Origin of the sequence: Devosia sp. LC5 (assembly GCF_000735585.1) — a bacterium.
In the GTDB taxonomy this organism is placed as follows: Bacteria; Pseudomonadota; Alphaproteobacteria; order Rhizobiales; family Devosiaceae; genus Devosia.
Window position 1 is genome coordinate 41544 of record NZ_JNNO01000006.1, and the last position, 21035, is coordinate 62578.

At 61.3% G+C, this 21035-nt stretch carries 21 protein-coding genes and 1 pseudogene; 13 read left to right on the top strand and 9 right to left on the bottom strand.

Annotated features, from left to right (window positions below):
- Positions 1 to 11 precede the first annotated feature (11 nt).
- From FF80_RS04355 to FF80_RS04365, 3 genes are all read right to left on the bottom strand, one after another.
- Positions 12 to 836: an NAD(P)-dependent oxidoreductase gene (locus FF80_RS04355; protein ID WP_244445696.1), complete on the bottom strand. Its 825-nt coding sequence runs from the start codon at positions 834 to 836 to the stop codon at positions 12 to 14.
- 14 nt (positions 837 to 850) lie between these two features.
- The gene (locus FF80_RS04360; protein ID WP_081917250.1) at positions 851 to 2194 is read right to left on the bottom strand and encodes an MFS transporter; all 1344 of its coding nucleotides are present in this window, start codon (positions 2192 to 2194) and stop codon (positions 851 to 853) included.
- 141 nt (positions 2195 to 2335) lie between these two features.
- A complete protein-coding gene (locus tag FF80_RS04365; protein WP_035097888.1) occupies positions 2336 to 2719 on the bottom strand; it encodes a hypothetical protein in 384 nt (127 codons plus the stop codon).
- A 163-nt stretch (positions 2720 to 2882) separates the two neighbouring features.
- Between FF80_RS04365 and FF80_RS04370 the strand changes: the two genes are divergently transcribed.
- Positions 2883 to 3482: a TetR/AcrR family transcriptional regulator gene (locus FF80_RS04370; RefSeq protein WP_035097890.1), complete on the top strand. Its 600-nt coding sequence runs from the start codon at positions 2883 to 2885 to the stop codon at positions 3480 to 3482.
- A gap of 59 nt (positions 3483 to 3541) precedes the next feature.
- Here FF80_RS04370 and FF80_RS04375 read toward each other — a convergent pair whose 3' ends face one another.
- The 4 genes from FF80_RS04375 to FF80_RS04390 form a co-directional block, all read right to left on the bottom strand.
- Positions 3542 to 4798 (bottom strand): acyltransferase family protein, encoded by a 1257-nt coding sequence (locus FF80_RS04375; RefSeq protein ID WP_152558262.1) that lies wholly within the window; start codon positions 4796 to 4798, stop codon positions 3542 to 3544.
- Between the two features lie 125 nt (positions 4799 to 4923).
- The gene (locus FF80_RS04380; protein WP_052153167.1) at positions 4924 to 5196 is read right to left on the bottom strand and encodes a hypothetical protein; all 273 of its coding nucleotides are present in this window, start codon (positions 5194 to 5196) and stop codon (positions 4924 to 4926) included.
- Positions 5193 to 5666 (bottom strand): SRPBCC domain-containing protein, encoded by a 474-nt coding sequence (locus FF80_RS04385; protein WP_035097894.1) that lies wholly within the window; start codon positions 5664 to 5666, stop codon positions 5193 to 5195. Before FF80_RS04385 ends, FF80_RS04380 begins: the two co-directional genes overlap by 4 nt.
- 247 nt (positions 5667 to 5913) lie before the next feature.
- Complete coding sequence (locus FF80_RS04390) at positions 5914 to 6774, bottom strand: LysR family transcriptional regulator (RefSeq protein WP_035097896.1); 861 nt, start codon at positions 6772 to 6774, stop codon at positions 5914 to 5916.
- An 85-nt stretch (positions 6775 to 6859) separates the two neighbouring features.
- Here FF80_RS04390 and FF80_RS04395 point away from each other — a divergent pair, with 85 nt between their 5' ends.
- The 3 genes from FF80_RS04395 to FF80_RS04405 are packed head-to-tail and all read left to right on the top strand — an operon-like array spanning position 6860 to position 8257.
- Positions 6860 to 7279, top strand: coding sequence for a tautomerase family protein (locus FF80_RS04395; RefSeq protein WP_035097899.1), 420 nt, complete (start codon positions 6860 to 6862; stop codon positions 7277 to 7279).
- A gap of 2 nt (positions 7280 to 7281) precedes the next feature.
- Positions 7282 to 7821 (top strand): carboxymuconolactone decarboxylase family protein, encoded by a 540-nt coding sequence (locus tag FF80_RS04400; RefSeq protein WP_035097900.1) that lies wholly within the window; start codon positions 7282 to 7284, stop codon positions 7819 to 7821.
- Entirely contained in the window at positions 7814 to 8257 is a 444-nt protein-coding gene (locus FF80_RS04405; RefSeq protein ID WP_035097902.1) for a DUF302 domain-containing protein, read from the top strand. Before FF80_RS04400 ends, FF80_RS04405 begins: the two co-directional genes overlap by 8 nt.
- 633 nt (positions 8258 to 8890) lie before the next feature.
- Here the strand turns inward: FF80_RS04405 and FF80_RS04410 are convergent.
- Positions 8891 to 9340 (bottom strand): hypothetical protein, encoded by a 450-nt coding sequence (locus FF80_RS04410; protein WP_152558264.1) that lies wholly within the window; start codon positions 9338 to 9340, stop codon positions 8891 to 8893.
- 638 nt (positions 9341 to 9978) lie between these two features.
- On the opposite strand from FF80_RS04410, the pseudogene FF80_RS04415 reads away from it, so the two are divergent.
- The 3 genes and pseudogenes from FF80_RS04415 to FF80_RS04425 all read left to right on the top strand — a co-directional run.
- Positions 9979 to 10608: pseudogene (locus FF80_RS04415) on the top strand (ABC transporter permease); the annotation flags it as partial.
- The gene (locus tag FF80_RS22370; RefSeq protein ID WP_348270315.1) at positions 10583 to 12229 is read left to right on the top strand and encodes an oligopeptide/dipeptide ABC transporter ATP-binding protein; all 1647 of its coding nucleotides are present in this window, start codon (positions 10583 to 10585) and stop codon (positions 12227 to 12229) included. The pseudogene FF80_RS04415 and the gene FF80_RS22370, both read left to right, overlap by 26 nt.
- 17 nt (positions 12230 to 12246) lie before the next feature.
- A complete protein-coding gene (locus FF80_RS04425; protein ID WP_280113888.1) occupies positions 12247 to 13233 on the top strand; it encodes a Gfo/Idh/MocA family oxidoreductase in 987 nt (328 codons plus the stop codon).
- Between the two features lie 111 nt (positions 13234 to 13344).
- Here FF80_RS04425 and FF80_RS04430 read toward each other — a convergent pair whose 3' ends face one another.
- Positions 13345 to 14409 (bottom strand): LacI family DNA-binding transcriptional regulator, encoded by a 1065-nt coding sequence (locus FF80_RS04430; protein WP_081917245.1) that lies wholly within the window; start codon positions 14407 to 14409, stop codon positions 13345 to 13347.
- Positions 14410 to 14598: 189 nt separating this feature from the next.
- Between FF80_RS04430 and FF80_RS04435 the strand changes: the two genes are divergently transcribed.
- The 6 genes from FF80_RS04435 to FF80_RS04460 all read left to right on the top strand — a co-directional run bounded on the left by FF80_RS04435 (position 14599) and on the right by FF80_RS04460 (position 21032).
- Complete coding sequence (locus FF80_RS04435) at positions 14599 to 15882, top strand: extracellular solute-binding protein (protein ID WP_035097909.1); 1284 nt, start codon at positions 14599 to 14601, stop codon at positions 15880 to 15882.
- 75 nt (positions 15883 to 15957) lie between these two features.
- On the top strand, positions 15958 to 16851 hold the full coding sequence (locus FF80_RS04440; protein ID WP_052153169.1) for a sugar ABC transporter permease: 894 nt from the start codon (positions 15958 to 15960) through the stop codon (positions 16849 to 16851).
- A 4-nt stretch (positions 16852 to 16855) separates the two neighbouring features.
- The gene (locus FF80_RS04445) at positions 16856 to 17695 is read left to right on the top strand and encodes a carbohydrate ABC transporter permease (RefSeq protein ID WP_035097911.1); all 840 of its coding nucleotides are present in this window, start codon (positions 16856 to 16858) and stop codon (positions 17693 to 17695) included.
- A 31-nt stretch (positions 17696 to 17726) separates the two neighbouring features.
- Positions 17727 to 19196, top strand: coding sequence for an alpha-L-arabinofuranosidase C-terminal domain-containing protein (locus tag FF80_RS04450; RefSeq protein WP_035097914.1), 1470 nt, complete (start codon positions 17727 to 17729; stop codon positions 19194 to 19196).
- A 14-nt stretch (positions 19197 to 19210) separates the two neighbouring features.
- Positions 19211 to 20251, top strand: a complete 1041-nt coding sequence (gene ugpC, locus FF80_RS04455) for a sn-glycerol-3-phosphate ABC transporter ATP-binding protein UgpC (protein WP_035097916.1) — start codon at positions 19211 to 19213, stop codon at positions 20249 to 20251.
- 49 nt (positions 20252 to 20300) lie between these two features.
- Entirely contained in the window at positions 20301 to 21032 is a 732-nt protein-coding gene (locus tag FF80_RS04460) for an SDR family oxidoreductase (RefSeq protein WP_035097918.1), read from the top strand.
- Positions 21033 to 21035: the final 3 nt, after the last annotated feature.

A 21035-nucleotide genomic window follows, 5' to 3' on the forward strand; every position in this document is an offset into this window, starting at 1 on the left:
TGTTGCAGGCCCTATGATTTGCGGAAGGAGAGCTGAAGCTGTGGGGCTGCGGGCCCTTGCCACCCTCGAAAGCCCGGCGTCCAGCCGAGCCTGGTCTCGGCCAGCGTGCTGTCGACTTCGCCGTCGCGCTCGGCAATATTGAAGATGCCCTCAATGTCGGTGCGCGAGGCCAGGGCCGCCGCATAGGCGGCCGCGTCCACATGAACCGGTGCCGCTCCCCATGGCCGGTCGGAGCCGGTGCCGGGGCCGTAGAGCCGGCCGTATCGCAGGATAACGAACGGGATCCCCAGGCCGACAACCTGATCCTCCAACCCGATGACACCGTTCGAAGAAGAGGACGCATTGTCCAGACGCCCGGCGAGCTGGTCGGCCTCCCGATGAGGCAGGGGGCCAGGCGCGTAGTCGAATGCAATGCTCTGCGCCACAATGCGGGCAATGCCAACATCGCGAGCCGCCGCCACCAGGTTGCGCGTACCGATCCAGCGCAATCTTGCATTGCGCTCCAATGCCTCGTCGTTGAGTTCAGCGAGGTCGCGCGGCAGGTCGGTGAGCTGGTGAACGAGGACATCCGGCAGGAACTTGGATAGCGCTGCCATTACTCCCGCGGCATCGAAAGCGTCGGCCACCACGGTTTCGATCCCCAACCGCCGCATCGCCGTCGCGCGCTCTGGAAAGCGCGTCATACCCATGACGCTCCAGCCGTCGGCGAGCAATAAGGGTATGAGGCGTTGGCCGATGGCACCAGAGGCGCCCGCCAGAAACAACTTGCCCCTCCTGCCGTTCCGCCGCCTAAGGGTGGTTGGTTTGGTTGTGCCCAAGCTCATCAAGGTGGACATCGTGAACTCCACAATTATACGCATGCGTATATATATCGAGAACACAGATGCAGGTCCATATGCGCCCGCGCAAATGCTACCAAAGAAGCATGGCGAACACATGCCACGCAGGGCGTGAGCGTGCTGGTGGACATGGCACGGTTATTGAAGGGTGTCACGAAAGCGCCCCCACCGGCGGCGCGGGTGGTAACGGTATCAGGCGGCGGCAAGCTGCTTCCCCTGAGAGCGAGCCACAGCACAGCGGCGGCCGCAAGCCCGAGCCAGGGGAGCAGGAACAGGTTCATGGTCTGCCATCCCAGGTGCAGGATGCCAGCGCACAGGGATGCGGCGAGGCCGACCATGTAGACGATGAGGTCGTTTGCCGCTTGCGCCTTGGCCTTCTCCGCCGTGGAGTAGGTTCGAGTCAGCAGGCTCGTACCGGCAACGTAGAGGAAGTTCCAGCCCAGGCCGAGCAGGACCAACGCCCCCGCGAAGGAATAGAAGCTGGTTCCGGAAAGCGTCATCAGCACCTGCCCCACCAGCAAGGCAATGCCTGCCCCCATGACTTGCAAGGCGCCGAATCGCGCTACCAGTGATCCCGTGAAGAGCGAGGGCAGGAACATGCCGAGCACATGCAGTTGAATGACTAGCGATGCCTGATCCAGCCCGTGATGGTGGTGCACCATGGCGAGCGGGGTTGCCGTCATTGCGAGGATCATAACGCCAGATCCGGTCACTGCTCCAAACAATGCGACCAGATAGTCTGGCTGGCGCATGATGACCGATAGCGGTCTGGCAGGCTCCGAAGAGACAGTGGCCGGGCGGGGTGGAACCCTCAATCCCATGAGCAGGCCGGCGCCAACAAGACAGACCGCTGCCAGGATCAGGAATGATCCACTATAGGCGGGCTGCAGCCATGGGCCTCCCAGCCGCCCGAGCGCCGGTCCAGCGACAGCAGCCATGATGCCGCCCGCCAGCACCAGCGAAATCGCCCTGGGGCGGAAGCGGTCATCGGCGACTTCGGAAGCAGCGAACCTGTAGAACTGAGCAAAGCTCTGATAGATGCCGACGAGGCAGGTGCCCAGACAAAGGAGAAGGAGGCTGCCGACGGCAATGCCGGTGGCGGCGACCAGGCCACCTGCGACGCCGGCAATGGTGCCGGCAACAAAGCCTACCCGCCGGCCAACTCGCGCCATCCACATCGAGGCGGGAACGATGCCGATCGCAGTGCCCAAAAACATGGCGGCAATCGGCGCTGTAGCCAATTCTGGCGCTATGGCCAGTTGGGCGCCGGCGAGGCTGCCCACGGTCATCACCAGAACGGTTGCCGTCTGGAACAGGGCCTGCGCGAAGGCGAGCAACAGGACTTGACGGTGCATTTGGCTAGCGGCGGTCGACATCATCGTTCTTTCAGGCTTGAACGGGCAGTCCGACCGGATTGATCCGGGGGGGCATCTTCTGGCGCTGAAATTGCCGTGGCAGGACAGGGAGAAATTACAACGTGTTCGCGCCGCAGCAGGTCACGTCCCGTTCCCCTTAGCCCTTCGGACGCCAATCATCAGCAGAATGCTGGCGATCGTGATGATAGGCCAGGGTGTGTACAGCAGCGCTGCGGCGTCGATCAGGTTCCATGCCAACAGAGCCGCCGGGACAAACATTGGCGGGACCACGCGGTTGTGCTGCATCCACAGCACCATCATGCCGATCAGTACGAGCATTGGCCCAAAACTGTCGATGCTAAGCCAGAATGCGTTGCCGGCTGCACTCATGTTACTGAGGTCATCGTCCCACAACTGACCGCTAAACCACTCGGCAGCATGACCTCCTGCGCCTTCGATAGTAAGCGCTCCCAAGGTATGCGCGGCTCCGTACAGCAATATGAGCCAGCCAGCCCACTTGATCATTGGAAACCTCGATTCATTCTTGCAGGCAAGCGGTAGTACGACTACGCCGATACATCGGTCTCGGGTGGACTTGCGCCCATGGCGGCAGACCGTTTATGCGGTAGCGCATGGTCGTGTGTTATACGTCGACGTATATCTAGTCAAGGTTAGAGGTTTACCTGCGATGGGTGCACTCAGGACGGCTAAGGATAAGTGGGTCGAGGCAGGTCTCCAGGCCCTTGCGGCCGGTGGGATCAATGCGGTTCGAGTGGAAGCCCTGGCAAAGACACTTGGGGTTACCAAAGGCGGGTTCTATGGCTATTTCGCCGATCGCCCGGCGCTGCTAACGGCCATGCTCGACACCTGGGAGCGCGAAAGCGTCGATGACGTGCTCGAACGAGTGGAGCAAGAGGGCGGCAGCTGGCAAGATCAACTCAGATTCGCGGGTCAGCTTACTCTTTCTGCCGGCCGTCTCTTCGACATAGATCTGGCGGTCCGCGATTGGGCTCGACGCGACTCCGCCGTCGCTGAGCGGCTGCGGCGCGTTGACAATCGGCGCATGAAGCTTTTGCGGGATATGCTCGGGGCGACTTGCTCCGATGCCGAGGAAGTCGAAGCTCGCTGTTTGCTGGCGTTTTGCATGGCGATTGGCAGCCACCTCCTGGCCGCGGACCATCCCGGTTTTAGTCGCCTCCAGGTGCGAGCGCGCGCGGGCAGGATCATTCTGGACGTCTCTGGTAGCGGTGGCGTAAGCCCTGAGACGCCTTCCAAGAAGGTAGGTTGAGGTGGGCTGCCGCGCCGACATAATACGCGAACGTCGGCCATTTGCGCATCGACACCGGCTTAGGCAGGAGCTGGCGCAGGCAACTTCTCCCCATTGCTGCGCCGACCTAACCCGAACAATGGCCTAAGCAGCGGCACGGCTTTGATCGCCTCGGTGAGGACCACACAGCCGCCGATTGCGGTGATCGAGATGATCGCAACCTCGATCCCGAGCGGCAGGGCCTGCTCGGCGAGCCAGAAGCCTACAGCCACGATGATGGTCTGATGCAGCACGTAGTAGGGAAAGACCGCTTCCGTCAGAAACCGCAGCGCGGCGCTGGGACGGTTGAGATAGCGCTGCGCCAGGCCCACCATGCCAACGACAGTCGCCCAGGCGAAAATGCACCGTAGCCCGCCAACCAGCCAGGAGAACCCCTCGGCGTCCCGCACAGCGTCCCAATTGAGCCGTGCCGCCAGCAGGGCGGCTCCAAGCGTCAGCGCAAGGAGTACCGCCGGCCGCAAGGCGCGCACCACACCGGCCCAGAAGACCGGGCTCTTGGCCGTCAACCAGCCGATGAGAAGGATCGTCAACAGATTCGCATGATTGGCCCAATCGTCCACGACGGCGTGGGTGGTCGGGAAGTATGGCACCAGCGTAGCGGCGTAAATAAGGAACGGCGCCGTCGGCAACAGCAAGAGGCGCCAACCAAACGCACTCGCCGACAGCCATGCAAGGAGCGTCTCGGTCGGCCGCTCCAGCCGGCGCAGCAGCGGCAGCAGTGCTGCCACCACCAGCGTATAGAGCAGGATATAGACCAGGTACCAAAGATGGTTGTAGGTCGGCGTCAGGATGGAGAACTCGAAGTCCACATCGAGATAGTCACGATAGAACGCCCAGAGGTCGGGGCCGATTTCACCCTTCGCCAGCAGTTCGAAATAGGCCTGCGGCATCACCCAGACGAAAAAGCCGAAGGCGATGGGCAGGAGCAACCGGCCAGCGCGACGCGGCAGGAACGCCCTTGTCATCGTCTTATCCATGGCAAAGCGCAATGCCACGCCGGAGATGAAGAAAAGCAACGGCAACCGCCACGGATTGATCAGCGCCATGATAGGTTCGATCGCGCCACTGGCATGGCCGCTCTTCACGTGCCAATCCCAGGTCACGTAGAACATGCCGATGTGATAGAAGATCAGGAATCCAAACGCGATGACCCGCAGCCAGTCGAGATCATGGCGGCGCGGGAACGCGGCGGGCGAAGATTGAGGTAGCATGGGGCAGCCGTCCGGGTTTGTAGTGCCGATGCGCCAAGGCCTAGCCGCCGCTGTCCCACCGGCCAATGCAGGTGTTTCGGACGCCCTGCCGGCGGGACGAACGGCGGCGGCGGGTCGCCATCCCTGTGGACGAAGTCCATCGCATGGCCGATCACCGAATAGGCTCGCCGAACTAATTCGCCAGTCCGAACTCAACCGGGCACATCCTCATGTAGCAACTGGCCACGCATTGACGGACAAAAGTAGACCTCGTGTCCCGGAAACGTGCTACGCAAATTATCGAACAGATTTGCCCGCTGCCGCAGCTCCACGCCTTCGTCGCGGTAAGTCAGCCAGGCCGGCTGCCCATCTTGGCTGCGCAATACCTCCTGCAGACACATCACGTCGGCATCGGCACGCTGCAGGTAGTCGATCAGGGCTGGGTAAAGCCGTCCGGCCCAGGCGTTTAGCGAGAGAATTTTCAAGGGAGAGGATCTCTAATGAGGGCCCGTCGCTGATCAAGGTTTGAACGGAAGCCCTTGATGTAAAGAAGAAGTGAGCCAATATGACTATTCCATCCTGCTTCATGCTCGGCGCTCAAGAGCTCGTAGTCTAGACCAACCAGCCTCTCCCAGCCTGCATGGGTCAAGCTCAAAATCGTGCCTGTCCGAGCGGGTTCCAGCTCGATCGTGACCTGTGTTTGATCAGGCCAGTCCGAGTCCGCCCAGGTCATCGACAGCAATCTCGGTGGCTCGAATGCGGTTATGATGCCGCTCGTCACCATTTTTCTGCTGCCCTTTGCCCAGTGTTCCTCCACCTGACCGCCAACACGGGCATCAAGGGTCAAATGCGGACCAAACCAGACGGCGAGATGCCGAGACGTGGTGAGGACCTCCCAACATTCTGCCAGACTTCCATCGAGCTCTGCCTCAAGCTGCAACGCGACCGCTTTCATTAAGTGTCTTCCTACCTGCAACTCGTGCATCCGGGTGACGATCAACAACAACGCGGCTTAAGCCGTGTTCGAGCCAGATTCTTGCCCTCTCAGCAGCGATGAAACCCGTTCACCGCCGTGACGTGGTTTTCGGTCAACTGAATTCCGAATATACTGTGGCGTATAGTTCGCTGCAATAGGCCCCTCGGTCATGGGCGGGCAGACGTGACGGCTTGGATCAATGTCAAGCTTCGCCCCGGGGTACTCCTCAGGAAGTGGAAACGGCCACCCTATTGCTGACCCCAACCGCGAAAGCTGCCGCAACCGCGCTGCGGAGCGGGTCGCTCAGCGCCGTCAGCAAGGTGATCTTGCTGGCCGGCAGTGCGGGCAGCCCCTGATCCAGCACCACGCAATCTGCGGGGACCTGGTTTCGCCCGATGGCGGCGATGCCCAGACCGGCGCTCGCTGCCGATTGCAGGGCGGCGACGGAGCCGCCCGAGAAGGCCAGCCGCCAGCCGATATTGGCGCTCTCGAGCGCCCGCACCGCGGCGATGCGAACGGTACAAGGCTCTGGAAGGGTCAGTAGCGGTAACGCGGCACCAGGCTTCCAGATCTCAGGCGATCTGGCGCACCATACGAGCTGGTCCCGGTAAAGCGAAATGCCCTGGCGGCGGCTGGTGTCCATCCGAACGATGGCGAAATCCGCCTTGCCCGCATCGTAGCGCCCCTGCATCTCGGCCGAGAGCCCGACCGAAACGTCAAAGAGCAGGGCCGGAAACGCTTGCTGGAGGTGGTTGAGGGCGGTTCCAAGCAGCGTGCCGGCAGCGTGATCGCCGATCGCTGCTCGCAGGGTCATCGCTGGAGCGCCCACCTCGAAGACCGAAAGCGCCCGATCATGCACCGCAAGAATCTCTCGCGCCGGACCGAGGAACCGCACCCCGTCAGGCGTTGGCGAAACAGCACGCGGCGTCCTGGCGAGCAGACGCTTACCGATCGCTTGCTCGAGCCTGCGCACCCGCAGGCTGATGGCCGACTGCGTCGTCCCCAGCAGCTCGGCGGCGCCGGTAAAGCTGCCGCAATCGGTGACAAGCACAAAGCTGCGTAGCTGCTCTATCGCCAGGTTTTGCATTTCAAACTCATATCATTGAGAGCTTGTTCATAGCATTTCGCAATACATACGGTCGAGGCATAAAGGAACGACAGGAGACAGAGCAATGCCCATCATCACCGTCAGATACGCAACGAGGAACGACGCCACACCCCAGGACGTCTCCATCGCGGCGGCCGAAGCCTCCACCAGCTTCTTGCGCAAACAGGCCGACCTGACCACCGTGACCGCGGAGCCGGCCGATCCGTCACAGTGGTTCATTGCGGGCAAGAGCCTGTCGGACCATGGGCTGGCCAGTTTCTGGCTCGAAATCCGCGTCGTCGAGGGGACCAACACCAAGCAGGAGCGCGAGCGTTTCATCGCCGCCATCTTCGACGTGATGGGTCAATTGCTGGGCCCTGTTCACCACGAAAGCTACGTGCATATCCATGAAGTCAGGGCGGACGCCTACGGCTTCGGGGGCCGCACACAGGAGCGGCGTTTCATAGAAGCACGACCGCTTCCGGCAACCGTTGAAGGAGTATAGCCATGTCTCGCCTACCCCTGATCGAGGAAAATCCAGGTAGCCCGGCCGGCAAGCTTCTTACCGAAACACGCATGCAGCTTGGGAGGGTTCCCAACCTCTATCGTGCTCTGGCCAACTCCCCGGCAGCGCTCAACGGCTACCTGCAGTTTCGCAGGGCCCTCCAGGCTGGTGGGCTCAGCCCGAAACTGCGCGAGCAGATCGCGTTGGTGACCGCCGAGGTGAACCGCTGCGAGTATTGTGTCTCGGCGCACGCGTTCCGCGGCTCGAAGCTAGGCATCCCCGATGCCGAACTCGACCTCAACCGCAAAGGCGGATCAAGCGACCCTAAAGTGGCCGCGGCACTGACGCTAGCCATGGAAGTGACCTGCAATCGCGGCAAGATCGCCGACGACGCTCTCGACGCCGCAAGGGCCGCAGGCCTGAGCGACGAGGAATTAGCGGAACTAATCGCCCACGTTGCCCTCAACTTTTATTCCAACATCCTTAATCACGTAGCCGAACCCGAACTCGACTTTCCCAGGACACCCCTCCTCGATGACTGAACTGTCCGCCCTTTTACCAAACGTCGTCACTACGACACCGCAGCACCATCTCAAGGTGACGTCCAGCTACGGCTTCGAGGAAACCTTGCACCGGTTGCGCCAGTCAATCAGTGCTGCAGATCTCTGGGTGATCCATGAAATCGATCCGCAAGCGCTCCTGAGAAAGGGCGGCTACGCGATCCCGCCGCTTCGGCAAATCCTGTGGTTTCATCCAAGACTTATGGCGCGGCTGTTGCTCACCGATCCCGGCGTTGTTCCCGAGGCTCCTCTGAAGTTTGTCGTCTTCGCCGCGGCCTCGGGGGTCACAGTGACAGCGTTCAACCCGATGCTTGTATTTTCGCCTTACCCCGATCTGGCAATGTTCGCGTCGGAGCTTTTCGATATCACCAATCGCATGCTCTTGACCGTGTCGGCAGCCGACGAGGTGCTGCGGTAACAGAGTGGGCTCCGACGCGCGCCGGCGTCAGCTTAGCGGAAACGTCGCATGCGAACCAAGCTGTGCGATCGCCGTAGTTTCCGATGCCAGGTGCCTGGGATGCTCTTCCACGCCAGCCGTGTCCCAACGCAAATTGCGGCGACACCAATGGGCAATTTCAGCGCCTGGTCAGCTTCACCGCCGGGGTAGTTTCCCGTGTCGTCTTCCGTTCGTACACCCCGAAATTCGGGTAAAGTCGCGCCTATTCCGCATAGACTGCGTTGCGCTCCTCGCCCCCGATCACACGGGCGCGGACCGGGATGCGCTCTACGGTTGTCCCGTCGCCTTGGCCCCGATCGTATAAAGCAGCAGCACAGGCATGCCTTCGAAATAGCCCCCGGGGTTGCCGGCAGTCTGCTTCAAGTCGGCGATGACCTGCGCATGCTGTGTCCTCGAAACGTTCCGTGTTGATTTCCGCGGTGTGTCGGCGGTGCCGCAGTTGGCCCCCTTCAGGGTTACAGGTTTTCGGCCGACCGCTTTCGCCTGCGGACACGGTGCTGCGGCCCCGTTGGCCCAGCAACGGTCGTGCATCTATGCCAAGGACCTCGCAATAGAGCAGTCTTGGCTATCGTGGCGTGGCCGCCCATGTGAGCATCAAGTTGCGTCCCTGGCGCCATCGCGCCACAGGGCAATCAACACCGCCGCGCCAACAACGACAAAGCCGATCCAGTTGGGCACCGTGGTCATGTTGCCGAATATGAAGAAGCCGAAGCCGACGAACAGCAGCGCTCCGCAGCAGCACCACGCGGCCAGCACCCAGGCCGCCGGCCTCCGCCATGCCGGCCGGCCGCTGGCTCCAACCAGCACGATTGCCGAGCCGAACATCATTACCGAGACGTTGTTCCACACCACGTCCACCAGCAGAATGACGTCGGGCGGTAGCGCACTGGCATGTACGCTCCCCATCAGGCCGGGCGTGGCCGTGAGGTGGCCGACACCGAACGCGAAAAACAACCCGCCCGCGACGAGAAACCAGCGATTGCGCGCTACACCAGTCCTATTGGGACCTCCCATACCTGCTTCGGGCTTCGTTCTGTCCATCATGGTCACTTCGCGGCTCCTTGGTTATACGGTACCGTATGTTATGCTGATCTTGTCACGAGTCCATATGCTGTTGTTGGGCTGCGGCAGCGTGTCGCTCTCTCGCATGCACGTTCAACGGTTACCGACAAAGCCGACCAACAGTTCGAAGGCGAAATCATGGGCCTCCCTGTTGAGCAAATGCGCCGTTCCAGCTGAACTCAGGCAAAACCACGATCCCTGCTCGCGTAGCGCTTAGGAGTTGCGGTGCCTGGGCAATTATTGACCAGGCAGGAACCGCTCGGCCGGGTGAAGGTCCCAAAGTTGTAAATGATCTCTCTGCGAGACCATCAGGGTTCACCAGCAATGTTTGGCGAGCAGGATGACACCCGACGCATGGCCGAACTATGTGGTCTATAGCGGGCACACGATGGCAGCTTTCGGAACATCGTTGAGACAGGATGAACGGCTGGAATGGGGCGCTAAATTGCCTTTCAGTTGGCCGTAGAAACTGAAATTTCCCAACAATTACAGTGCCCATCTATGTTGCAGCGGGTGCGCCATTCTCGGTCCAAATATCCTGACACGCAAAGAGCGACTCGGTTGCGTCTATAAACGACTCGTTTGCGCGTTAAGAACGACTCTCCGGAGTCGGTCGCTTTTCCCGCATCTCGCTCACCATCGGCCTTTGCGGCGTGGCGCTGTCGCTGACCCTGGGCGTGGTGCTGGGCGGGATTTCAGGCCTTTATGGCGGTCGGGTCGACCTGGTTATCCAGCGTATCATCGAGGTGCTGCAATCGATCCCCACCATCCCGCTGTGGATGGGGCTGGCCGCAGCCATGCCGTCGAACTGGTCGGTACTTCAGGTCTATTTTGCCATCACCATTATCATCTCGCTGGTGAGCTGGACCGAGCTGGCCCGCGTGGTGCGCGGCAAGGTGCTGATGCTGCGCGAGGAGGAATTCATCACCTCTGCCCGTCTCGATGGCTGTGGCGACGGCCGCATCATCATGCGGCACATGGTGCCCTCCATGCTGAGCCATATCGTGGCGGCGACCAGCCTTGCCCTACCGGTGATGATCCTGTCGGAAACGGCATTGAGCTTTCTTGGCCTTGGCTTGCGGCCACCCGCGGTCAGTTGGGGCGTGTTACTGCAGCAGGCGCAGAACGTGCAGGCCGTGGCCTTGACGCCCCGGCTCCTGATCCCCGCGGTGCCCGTCGTGGTGGCGGTGCTTGCCCTCAACTTCCTCGGAGACGGCATCCGTGATGCCGCTGATCCCTATGCTTCATGAGTTGAACGCCCAATCAGGCCCCGCGCCGCTGGACCGCGATAACCTGCTGACCATTACCGGGCTGCGCACAAATATCCCGACTGCCGTCGGCATAGTGAAGGCTCTTGAAGGCATCGACCTGGTTGTGCCTCGCGGCAAGACGGTATGCGTAGTTGGGGAGAGCGGCTCGGGCAAATCCATGACCGCCCGCTCCATCCTCCGCCTCGTGCCGTATCCGGGCAATATCGTCTCGGGCACGATCCGCTTCGCCGCCGAGCCGGGCAAGGACGTGGACATCACCGCCCTCGAGCGTGACGGGCGGCAGATGCGCGCCATCCGCGGCAAGCAAATCGCCATGATCTTCCAGGAGCCGATGTCGGCCCTTTCGCCCATTCACACGATTGGCGATCAGATCGTGGAAATGATCCGGTTGCATGAGGATGTCAGCAAGGCGGCAGCCTGGCAGCGCGGGCAGGATCTGCTGGCCGAGGTGGGCATTCCCGACCCGGGCCAGCGCATGCGGGCCTATACGTTTCAGCTTTCGGGTGGCATGCGGCAGCGGGCGATGATCGCCATGGCGCTGGCCTGCAATCCTCGATTGCTGATTGCGGACGAACCAACCACGGCCCTGGACGTGACGACGCAGGCGCAGATCCTGCAATTGCTGCGCCGCTTGCGCGACGGCTCGGGCATGAGCATCCTGTTCATCGCCCATGACCTGGGCGTCGTCGCCGAAATGGCCGACGAAGTGGTGGTGACGTATCTGGGCACGATCGTCGAGCGGGCCGAGCGCAACCGGCTGTTCACCACGCCGCGCCATCCCTATAGGCGCGCGCTGCTACGCTCCAATCCGGAACTGGCGCCGCAAAGCGGGCGGCTCGCCACCATACGCGGCATGGTACCCGATCCGTTCAACCGGCCCGGCGGCTGCCCCTTCCATAATCGCTGCGACAGCTTCATGCCGGGGCTTTGCGACGCCAGGGTGCCCCCGGCGCTGGACGTGGATGGTACACAGGTGCGCTGTTGGCTTTATAGCGAGGAGAGCGCCTCGTTCCGCCATGACGCGAAAGAACCAGTGGCGGTCGATCTGCCGGCGCTGCCAGCTTCGCGTGAGGTCTGTGAGCCTGTGGCTGCCGAGCCGCTGATCCGGGTGCGTGGTCTGTCAGTGCTGTTTCCGCTGCGCCATGGGCTGTTTAGCCGACAAAGCGGCTACGTCCAGGCGCTCGATGCGGTGAGCTTCAATATCCATCGCGGGGAAATCCTGGGAGTGGTGGGCGAGAGCGGCTGTGGCAAGACCACGTTGGGCCGCAGCCTGATCGGTACGCAGAAGCCCAGTTCTGGCTCGATCACTTATCTAGGTGGCAAGGAGCCGTTCGAACTTGCGGGACGGTCGGACCGGCAGTTGCGCGAGTACCGGCGCGAAGTCCGCATGGTGTTTCAGGACCCGTTTTCTTCGCTCGATCCACGCATGACGGTGGGCGATATCGTCAGCGAGCCGCAGCGCTGCCCCAACGTTCATGGCTTTTACGGCGCCAGCAGCATGGAGCGCCTGCCGACCGAGACGGCAATCGAGGCACAGATCAGGGACTTCACGGCCATCCGAATTGATGGACCGAACCTAAGCAAGGGAGAAAAGAAGTGAGCAAAGTCAGAGTCGCCGTGGTGGGCATGGGCCTGGGCCGTCACCATGTGGACACCTATGCGGCGTCAGAGCATGTTGGCGAGATCGTTCTGGTTGACAAGGACCTGGCCCGGGCGGAAGCGGTCAAGGCCGCAACTCCCAAAGTCAGTGCTATTTACGACGATATCAGGGTCATGCTGGCCGAAGAAAAACTCGGCGGGGTCAGTGTAGCAACGCCGGATCAGTTCCACCTCGATCACGCCACGGCGGTGATCGATTCGGGCAAAAACCTGCTGCTGACCAAGCCGATTGCCTGCAATCTCAAGGACGCAGAATTCATCGTCAGACATGCAGCTGAGCGCGGGATCAGTCTGATGATCGCCCATGAGGCGCGTTACCGCTCCCGCAGCCGACAGCTCAAGCAGATGGTGGAGGAGGGCTTTTTCGGCGACATCATCCATGTGCGGATGGACGCTATCCACGATAAGCGCAAGCAGTTCGCCGAATCCCCTTGGTATGCCTCGGCCGAGGCCGGGCGCACCGCCACAATCGGCACCGGCATCCACGAGATCGACTTTCTCCGCTTCATGGTCGGTCGCCCGGTGATAGACATCCAGGCGTTCAGCAACAGCTTGGGCACGTTGGTTTTTCCCAAGCCCAAGACCATCTCGGCAATTTTTCAGTTTGAGGGCGGCGCCATCGGACAGACGCTGGTAACCTACGAAGCGCACTGGAATGAAGTGGGCCCGATCGATGACGGGTTCCGGCTGATCGGCACCAGGGGCATGGCTGTTGGTTACAAGGCAACCCGCGACGGTCTGGGTCATTGGATGGAGTTGGCACGCGACAAAGATGAGGTGCGGGTGGGTACCCAGGGTGTGGTCAACGCCTTTATCAATTCCATCGCGCTGGATCGCCCGGTGGAAGTGACAGGAGAGGACGCACTGGTCTCGCTGCGGCTCTGCGATAGCGTGGATTGCGCTTCCGACGCTGTGTCGGCAAGTCGGCTGCAACCAGCCGCCTAACATGATCACATCCTTCGCCACGGGTCTTTCCCGCGCCGCGGGCCCGCCATAGCCACACTGCCGAAAAGCAATGATCTGCCGGGAACTGACGTTCGATTTTACCTTATCTACTTACTGCAAGGCAGCTTTCGCTGCCTCGAGCAGTCCATCCGAATAGTTCTCCACGGTCGATCCGCGAACGATCAGTCGCGTATCGACCATCACGGACCGCTTGGGAGGCGCGTGCCCACCCATCAGATCGATGAGCATTTCCGCAGCAAGCTTGCCGCATGCATAGGGTTCGCTGGTGACGGTCGTCAGCGCCGGCCGGAAGAAACGGGCGGCGCTGATATCGTCGACGCTGGCAACGGCGATATCCGCCGGCACCCTGTAGCCGGCGTCCTGAATGGCAGCGATCGCGCCCATGGCAACAGCGTCGCTGGTTGCAAAAACCGCATCCGGCATGGTGCCGGCGCTGAGCAGGCGGACCATCGCAAGGTAACCGCTTTCGATGCTGAAGTTCGCATGCGTGACGAGAGCCGGGTCCACCGGCAGGCCGGCTTTGTTCATGGCCGCCTGGTACCCGGCAAAGCGCTTGTCGACGGCGTAGATGCCAGTTTTGGCATAAGCGATGTGGGCGATGCGGCGGCGGCCCAGGGACACGAGATGCTCGGTAGCCACCAGTCCGATCTGGAAGTCGTCGATGCTGACGGAAACTTCTTCTTCAAGGCCCTGAGATCCCATCACGACGACGGGTCGGTTGGACTGGATCAGGCGACTGAGGGACTTGTCACCGAAGTCGGGATTTTCGACGATCATGCCATCGATGCGACCGGAGTCCATGAGGTCCCCAAACGGGTCGCCAGCGCCATCCCGCATGCTCTCCACCAGTACGCGATAGCCTTGCTCACGCGTGGCCTCGAGAATCCCATCGAGCAGCGGCAGCAGGAAGGGGTCGATGCCGATGAGTTCGAGGTCGCGGATGACAAGGCCTATGGTCTCTGTGCGGCCGCGAACGAGGCTCCGCCCGGCGGCATTGGGCCTGTAGTTGAGCTCTTCGGCTGCCTTGCGAACGCGTTCCTGTGTTTCCTCGCTCAAGCGGGCGCGCTTGGCGTTCCCGCCAAGCACGAGGGAAACCGCGCTGCGCGAAACCTCTGCCCGTCGGGCTACGTCTGATGCTGTCGGTGCCTTGGTCATTATTCTTTATGGGCATCAGAAACGCCGTTGACAATAGGCGGCAAGCTAGCTTAGCTAACCCGTGTTAGCAAACATCTTATCGCGAGGGATGCTCCTTGCGCCGAGGAGGCGGCGGGAGCGCGTAGGTAAAGGTCGAGGATGCTAACACGAGTTAGCAATCGAGCTGAGGATGGGCTCAAGGGAGGAATTATGAATTATCGTCGCATTTCGCATGCAGCCATGAGCGGCGTCGCGCTGGCATCATTGGCATTGGTCATGTCGTCCGTGGCAGCAAATGCAGAGACTTATCATTACGTCACGGCCAGGAATCCGGATAGTCCCGTTATCAAAGCATTGATGGATGTCGTTGCCGAGTTCAAGGAGACCCATCCCGACTTCGACATCACGCTCGAGAACATCGCCGGTCGCCCCGCCTATCTGCAAAAGATCAAGATTCTGGCGACCAGCGGCGAACTTCCGGAAATCTTCGACGCGGACGCCGAGCCATACTACGAGGACATAGTCGAAGCCGGCCTGACAGCCAACATCGGCGAGATCTTCGATGAGATCGGAATCACCGACAAGTTCATTCCGTTCGCGCTCGACTATGAACGCTTCGACGACGGCAGTCTGTGGCTGATCCCGTGGGAAGCCAATGTGGAATACTTCTACTACCACAAGGATATGTTCGAGAAGGCTGGCGTGCAGCCACCAGCCACACTCGATGAGTTCCTGGAAGTGTGCACCACGTTGGGCGAGACCGGGGTGACGCCGATCTCGGTGGCCGGCAAGGAAGGCTGGCCGATGTATCGCTACCTGTCCATGCCCAGCTGGCGCATGATGGGCAACGAATTCCTCGACAAGCTCAAGGTCGGGGAAATCTCCATGAACAGCGAAGCTGGTCTTGCTGACGCCCGCTTCTTTCAGGACCTGGGTGCCAACTGCTTCCAGGAGGGCTTTGCCTCGGCCGACTATACCACTGCGCTGAACATGTTCCTGAGCAGCCAGTCGGCCATCTACTATGTCGGCACCTGGGAACTCCACAGCCTGCTGGACGAGAACAAGGAACTCAAGGACGACATCGGCTATTTCAAGATGCCGATCATCGATGAGAACGACGCAACTAGCCCCGATGACTTCTACGCGCATTCGGGTCTCGGCACGGCCATCAGGGCTGATGCCGCGACCGACGAGATGAAGGAGTTCCTGGCTTTCCTCGCCGACCGCTTCGGCACCATCAGCCACCACGAGTATGGCGGCCTGCCGTCACTCAAGATCGAGGTGACCGACGAGATGCCGCAGATTTACAAGGACGTCCTAGCCGACATGGAAGCGATCGGCGAATACGCCCGCGTCTGGGACGTCAAACTCGACGCCGCGACGGTAGACACGTTGTTCCGGCAGAGCCAGTTGCTCGGCTTGGGCGAAATCACGCCCGAGCAGTTCGCGGAAGAGATCGACCGCTCGGTCCAGCAGTACCTCTCCAGCCGCTAGTCAACCGATCACCAAAATCCTCCAAGCACACCTTCTCCCGCACGCGGGGGAGGGCCATTCAAGAGGAGGCGCATCGTGCGCAAGAACCAACTGCTGGGGACACCCAGCTGGGCGGGGTGGCTCTTTGTGGCCCCAGCGCTCCTGATGTTCACTGCAGTCGTTATGGTGCCTATTGTATGGTCCTCCTATCTCAGCCTTGGGGTATGGAACGGGCTGGGCAAGTGGCGCTTCAACGCCGGCGCAAATTACCTGAGCATGCTGAGCGACACGGTGTTCCGGCACGCTTTGCTCAACAGCTTATTCTTTTCCCTTGTGGGCTCGCTGATCCAACTGATCGTCGGCATGGCGATGGCCGTGTCCCTGATCAGCATTGCCAGGTTCCGCAATATCGTGCGGGTCCCCTATTTCCTGCCGGCAGTCATATCCTCGGTCGCCATCTCACAGATTTTCGTGCAGCTACTGTCCGCGGACCCGGAAGGCTTTATCAATGGCAGCCTGAGGTCGATTGGCCTTGGCGAGCATACCCAGCCTTTCCTGTCCAACACCTCGCTGACCCTGACGATCGTTACGCTCGTCGATGCCTACAAGTTCTGCGCCATCTACATGGCCATCTTCTATTCGGCTCTGGTGTCGCTGGATCAGGACGTACTCGCGGCAGCTGAGATCGACGGCGCCAATCGGCTGCAGCAGCTGTTCCTCATCCGGCTTCCGCTGATCTGGGCCACCATTGCCGCCAGCGTTGTGCTGGTCGTGAGTGGCACTCTGCGAGGCTTCGACATTCCGTTCGTGATGACGGGAGGTGGCCCTGGAACATCGAGCGAGCTCGTCTCGACCTACATGTACAAGACCTTATTCAGCCAATCGAATTTCGGCTACGGCAGCGCCATAGCGATCTTCCTTGTCGTCGAGTGCCTCCTCATCGTGGCCATCATCCGCAAGGCCTTCAGCGCCACCGAGAAGACCGGGTAACAAAATGCTGTCTCGTCACAAGCTTACCGCATGGCTGCCGACCGTGCTGGTCGCCATCTTCCTTGTCATCCAGATCTTTCCCATCGTCTGGGTGATCTCCGCCTCGCTACAGACGCCAGAGGCACTGGCGCGTGGCCCGTCGAACCGCCTGATCCCGGACACGCTCTATTTCGGCAATTATGTCCGCGCATTCGAGACCAGCCCGCTGCTGCAATACCTGCTCAACAGCACCATCATCGCCGTGCTCACCATTGGGCTCACCATCCTGCTGGCGGCGCCCGCTGCCTACGCCATCGAAAAGCTCCGCTTCAACGGCAGCCAGATCGTGCTCAACTACTTTCTCCTGGGGCTGATGATCCCGGTATTCGTGGCGCTTTTGCCGATCTTTCAATCACTCGGTTTTCTTGGAATACGAAATAGCTACTGGGCGGTGGTGCTCCCCCAGGTCGGCTTCCAGCTTCCCGTTGCCATCTATCTGTATGCCTCCTTTTTCAGGAGCATTCCCAACGAGTTGCTGGAGGCGGCCTCGATCGACGGGGCAGGGGTGTTCCGCACCTTCTGGTCGGTTGCCGTGCCGCTGTCGATCAACGCCACCATCACCATCGTCGTCTACAACTTCATCTTCATCTGGAACGAGTTCGTCTTCGCCAACACATTCCTCACCAGCGATGCGCTGAAGACGCTGCCGGTCGGTCTCAACGACTTCGTCAGCGACATGGGGCGCCGCGATTATGGCGCCACCTACGCCGCCATCGTCGTCTCGGTGCTGCCAACGGTGGCACTCTACCTCTTCCTCAACCGCCGGATCATCGACTCCATGACGGCTGGCGCCGTGCGCGGCTGATCATCAACACACTCAACTATACGAGGGCATCATGACTGCAGAATTCACCAGCATCGTCGCGGACTCCCGCCTGGGCGGCCAGAAATGGGATCGGATGATCTTCGGTCACTTCATCGAGCATTTCCACACCCAGATCTATGGCGGTCTCTACGAACCGGGTTCGCCTCTGTCAGATGACCGCGGCTTCCGCATGGACGTCATCGAGGCAATGCGCGAACTCAAGACACCGATCATGCGTTGGCCGGGCGGCAATTACGTGTCGGACCACCACTGGTACGAAGCTGTCGGCAGGGACCGCATTGCCTCCTACAACAAGGCATGGCGCGTGCCGGAGCCCAACACCTTCGGCACCGACGAGTTCATCGCCTGGTGCAAGGAAGTCGGTTGCGAGCCCTATATCTGCACCAATGGCGGCAATGGCACGGCCGAGGAAATGAGCAACTGGGTCGAATATTGCAATGGTCGCTACGACACCCGCTATGCCATGCAGCGCCAGCAGAACGGCAACCAGAAGCCATTCGGCGTCAAATACTGGGGCATCGGCAACGAGAGCTACGGCGATTGGCAGATCGGCGCCAAGACCGTCTCCGAATGGGGCCCCTATGTCGCCGAGTCGGCCAAGATGATGCGCGCCGTCGACGAGGACATCATCCTCTCCGCCGCGGCCGTACCGGACACCGAATGGACGCTGGCGCTGCTGCGGGCCGCGGGGCGCTATCTCGATCTCGTCTCCATCCACGGCTATTGGGACCGCCTCTCGCAGGTCGAAAACCCGTCCGACTACATGACGGCAATCATGCAGAGCGAAAATCCCGGCCAGATGATCACGCAGACGCGCAACGTCATCGGCGCGGCCGGCTTCACCGGCAAGGTCAAGATCGCCTTCGACGAGTGGAACCTGCGCGGCTGGCACCACCCGGACGGCACCGGTGACGACAAGATCAACGCGCGCGATCTCAACGACATCCCCCAGACCTATACCATGGCCGATGCGCTGTTCTCGGCCTCGTTCCTCAATGCCTGCCTGCGCAATGGCGATGTGGTCACCATGGCCAACATGGCGCCCAGCGTGAACACCCGCGGCCCGCTCTACGCCCACAAGAATGGCGTGGTGAAGCGGACCACGTTCCACACCATGAAGATGTATGTGGATCAGGTCCGCGAGCTGATGATCGATGCACGTGTCGATGGCCCGCAGCTGACCCATGGCGGCAAGAGCGTTGCCAGGGTCGATGCCATTGTCAGCAAGGATAATGCCGGCACCACCGTGACCCTGGTCAACCGCGACCCCTCCGCCGCTGCTGGCTGCCGCATCGTGCTCGACGGCCAGGCGCTGCAGGGCGAGTTCACGGCCGATATCCTCGAAGGCGACTCGCCCGACGCCTTCAATTCGGTCGAGGCGCCGAACGCCGTCGTGCCGCGCCAGGCCGTCCTCGCAGATCAGGACGGCATCTACTCCATCCCGCCGCATGCGCTCTGCATGCTGCACATTCCGGCCTGACGGGAGCGACGACAATGGCTGACGTGAGCATTCGCCGATTGGGCAAGCAGTTCGGTGCCGTCAAGATACTCAAGGACGTGTCGCTCGACATTGCGGACGGCCAGTTCGTCGTTCTGGTTGGTCCTTCCGGCTGCGGCAAGTCGACCTTGCTGCGGACCATTGCCGGCCTCGAAGTGGTCGATGCGGGCGAGATCCGCATCGGCGACCGGGTGGTCAACGAACTGCCCGCCAAGGATCGCGACATCGCCATGGTGTTCCAGAGCTATGCGCTCTATCCGCATATGACAGTGGCCGACAACATGAGCTTTTCGCTCAAGCTCAAGGGCACGCCCAGGGACGAGATCGGCAAGAAGGTCGCCCGCGCCGCCGAGATTCTCGACCTCGGTCCCCTGCTGGACCGGTTTCCGCGGCAATTGTCCGGCGGCCAGCGCCAGCGCGTCGCCATGGGCCGGGCTATCGTCCGCGACCCCAAGGTGTTCCTCTTCGACGAACCATTGTCGAACCTCGATGCCAAGCTGCGCGTGCAGATGCGAGCCGAGATCAAGGAACTGCACCAGCGGCTCGGCACCACCACCATCTACGTCACCCACGACCAGGTGGAGGCCATGACCATGGCCGACGTCATCGTGGTGATGCGCGATGGCATCATCGAGCAGTCCGGCACGCCGCTGGAACTCTACGATCATCCCCGGAACCTTTTCGTCGCTGAATTCATCGGCTCTCCCGCGATGAATTTCATCAGCGGCAAAGCCGGGCCCGACGGCTTCACCACCGACGACGGACTGGTCTTGCCGGCTGGAACCGTTCCTGCTGGTGTGGTTACCTATGGCATCCGCCCGGAAGACCTGGTGCCGCATAGCGATGGTCTCGAGGTCGAGGTGGTCGTGGTCGAGCCCACCGGCCCCGAGACCCACATCATCGGGCGCCTGGGCAAGCACAGTGTTTCGGCGGTCATCAGGGATCGGATCGACGTGAAGCCCGGCGACCGCATCCGTCTTCTGCCGAGCGCCGCGCGGGCGCACTTCTATGGCGAAGACGGCTCGCGGTTGAACTAAGGTGCAGGCATATTCGCTGCAACCATCGTTGGAAGTGAGGAAACTGAGTATGTCGGAATCTCTGCAGGGCAAGATCGCGGTCATCACCGGCGCGGCATCGGGGATCGGACTGGCCACCACCACGGCGCTGCTGGGGCAGGGGGCAACAGTCGTTCTCGTCGACCGCAACGAGGCGGCTCTCGCCGAGCTCACGCAGATCCTCGGCAAGCAGGCCATAGCGCAGGTGACCGACCTGCTCGATACCGACAGCTGCAATGCCATGGTGCCCGAAATCCTCCGGAAGGTGCCTCATATCGACATTCTCTACTGCAATGCCGGCACCTATATCGGTGGCGATCTGACCGAGACGACGCCGGAGGCGATCGACCGGATGCTCAACCTCAACGTCAACGCCGTAATGAAAAACGTGCACGCCGTCGTGCCGCACATGTCGGAGCGAAAGACCGGCGACATCGTCGTCACCTGCTCCATCGCCGGCCACTTCCCCACCTACTGGGAGCCGGTCTATTCGGGCTCGAAATGGGCGATCACCAGCTTCGTCCAGGGCATGCGGCGGCAGATGATCCCCCATGGGGTCCGCGTGTCGCAGGTTTCGCCCGGTCCCGTTGCCTCGGCATTGTTGGCGGATTGGCCGGAGGAGAACCTGCGCAAGGCCAAGGAAAGCGGCAGCATCATGGACCCAGAGGAAGTCGCAGATGCCGTCGTCTACATGCTGACGCGCAAGCGCACGGTCACCATCCGCGACATGATCGTCCTGCCGACCAATTTCGACCGCGTGTGAGGT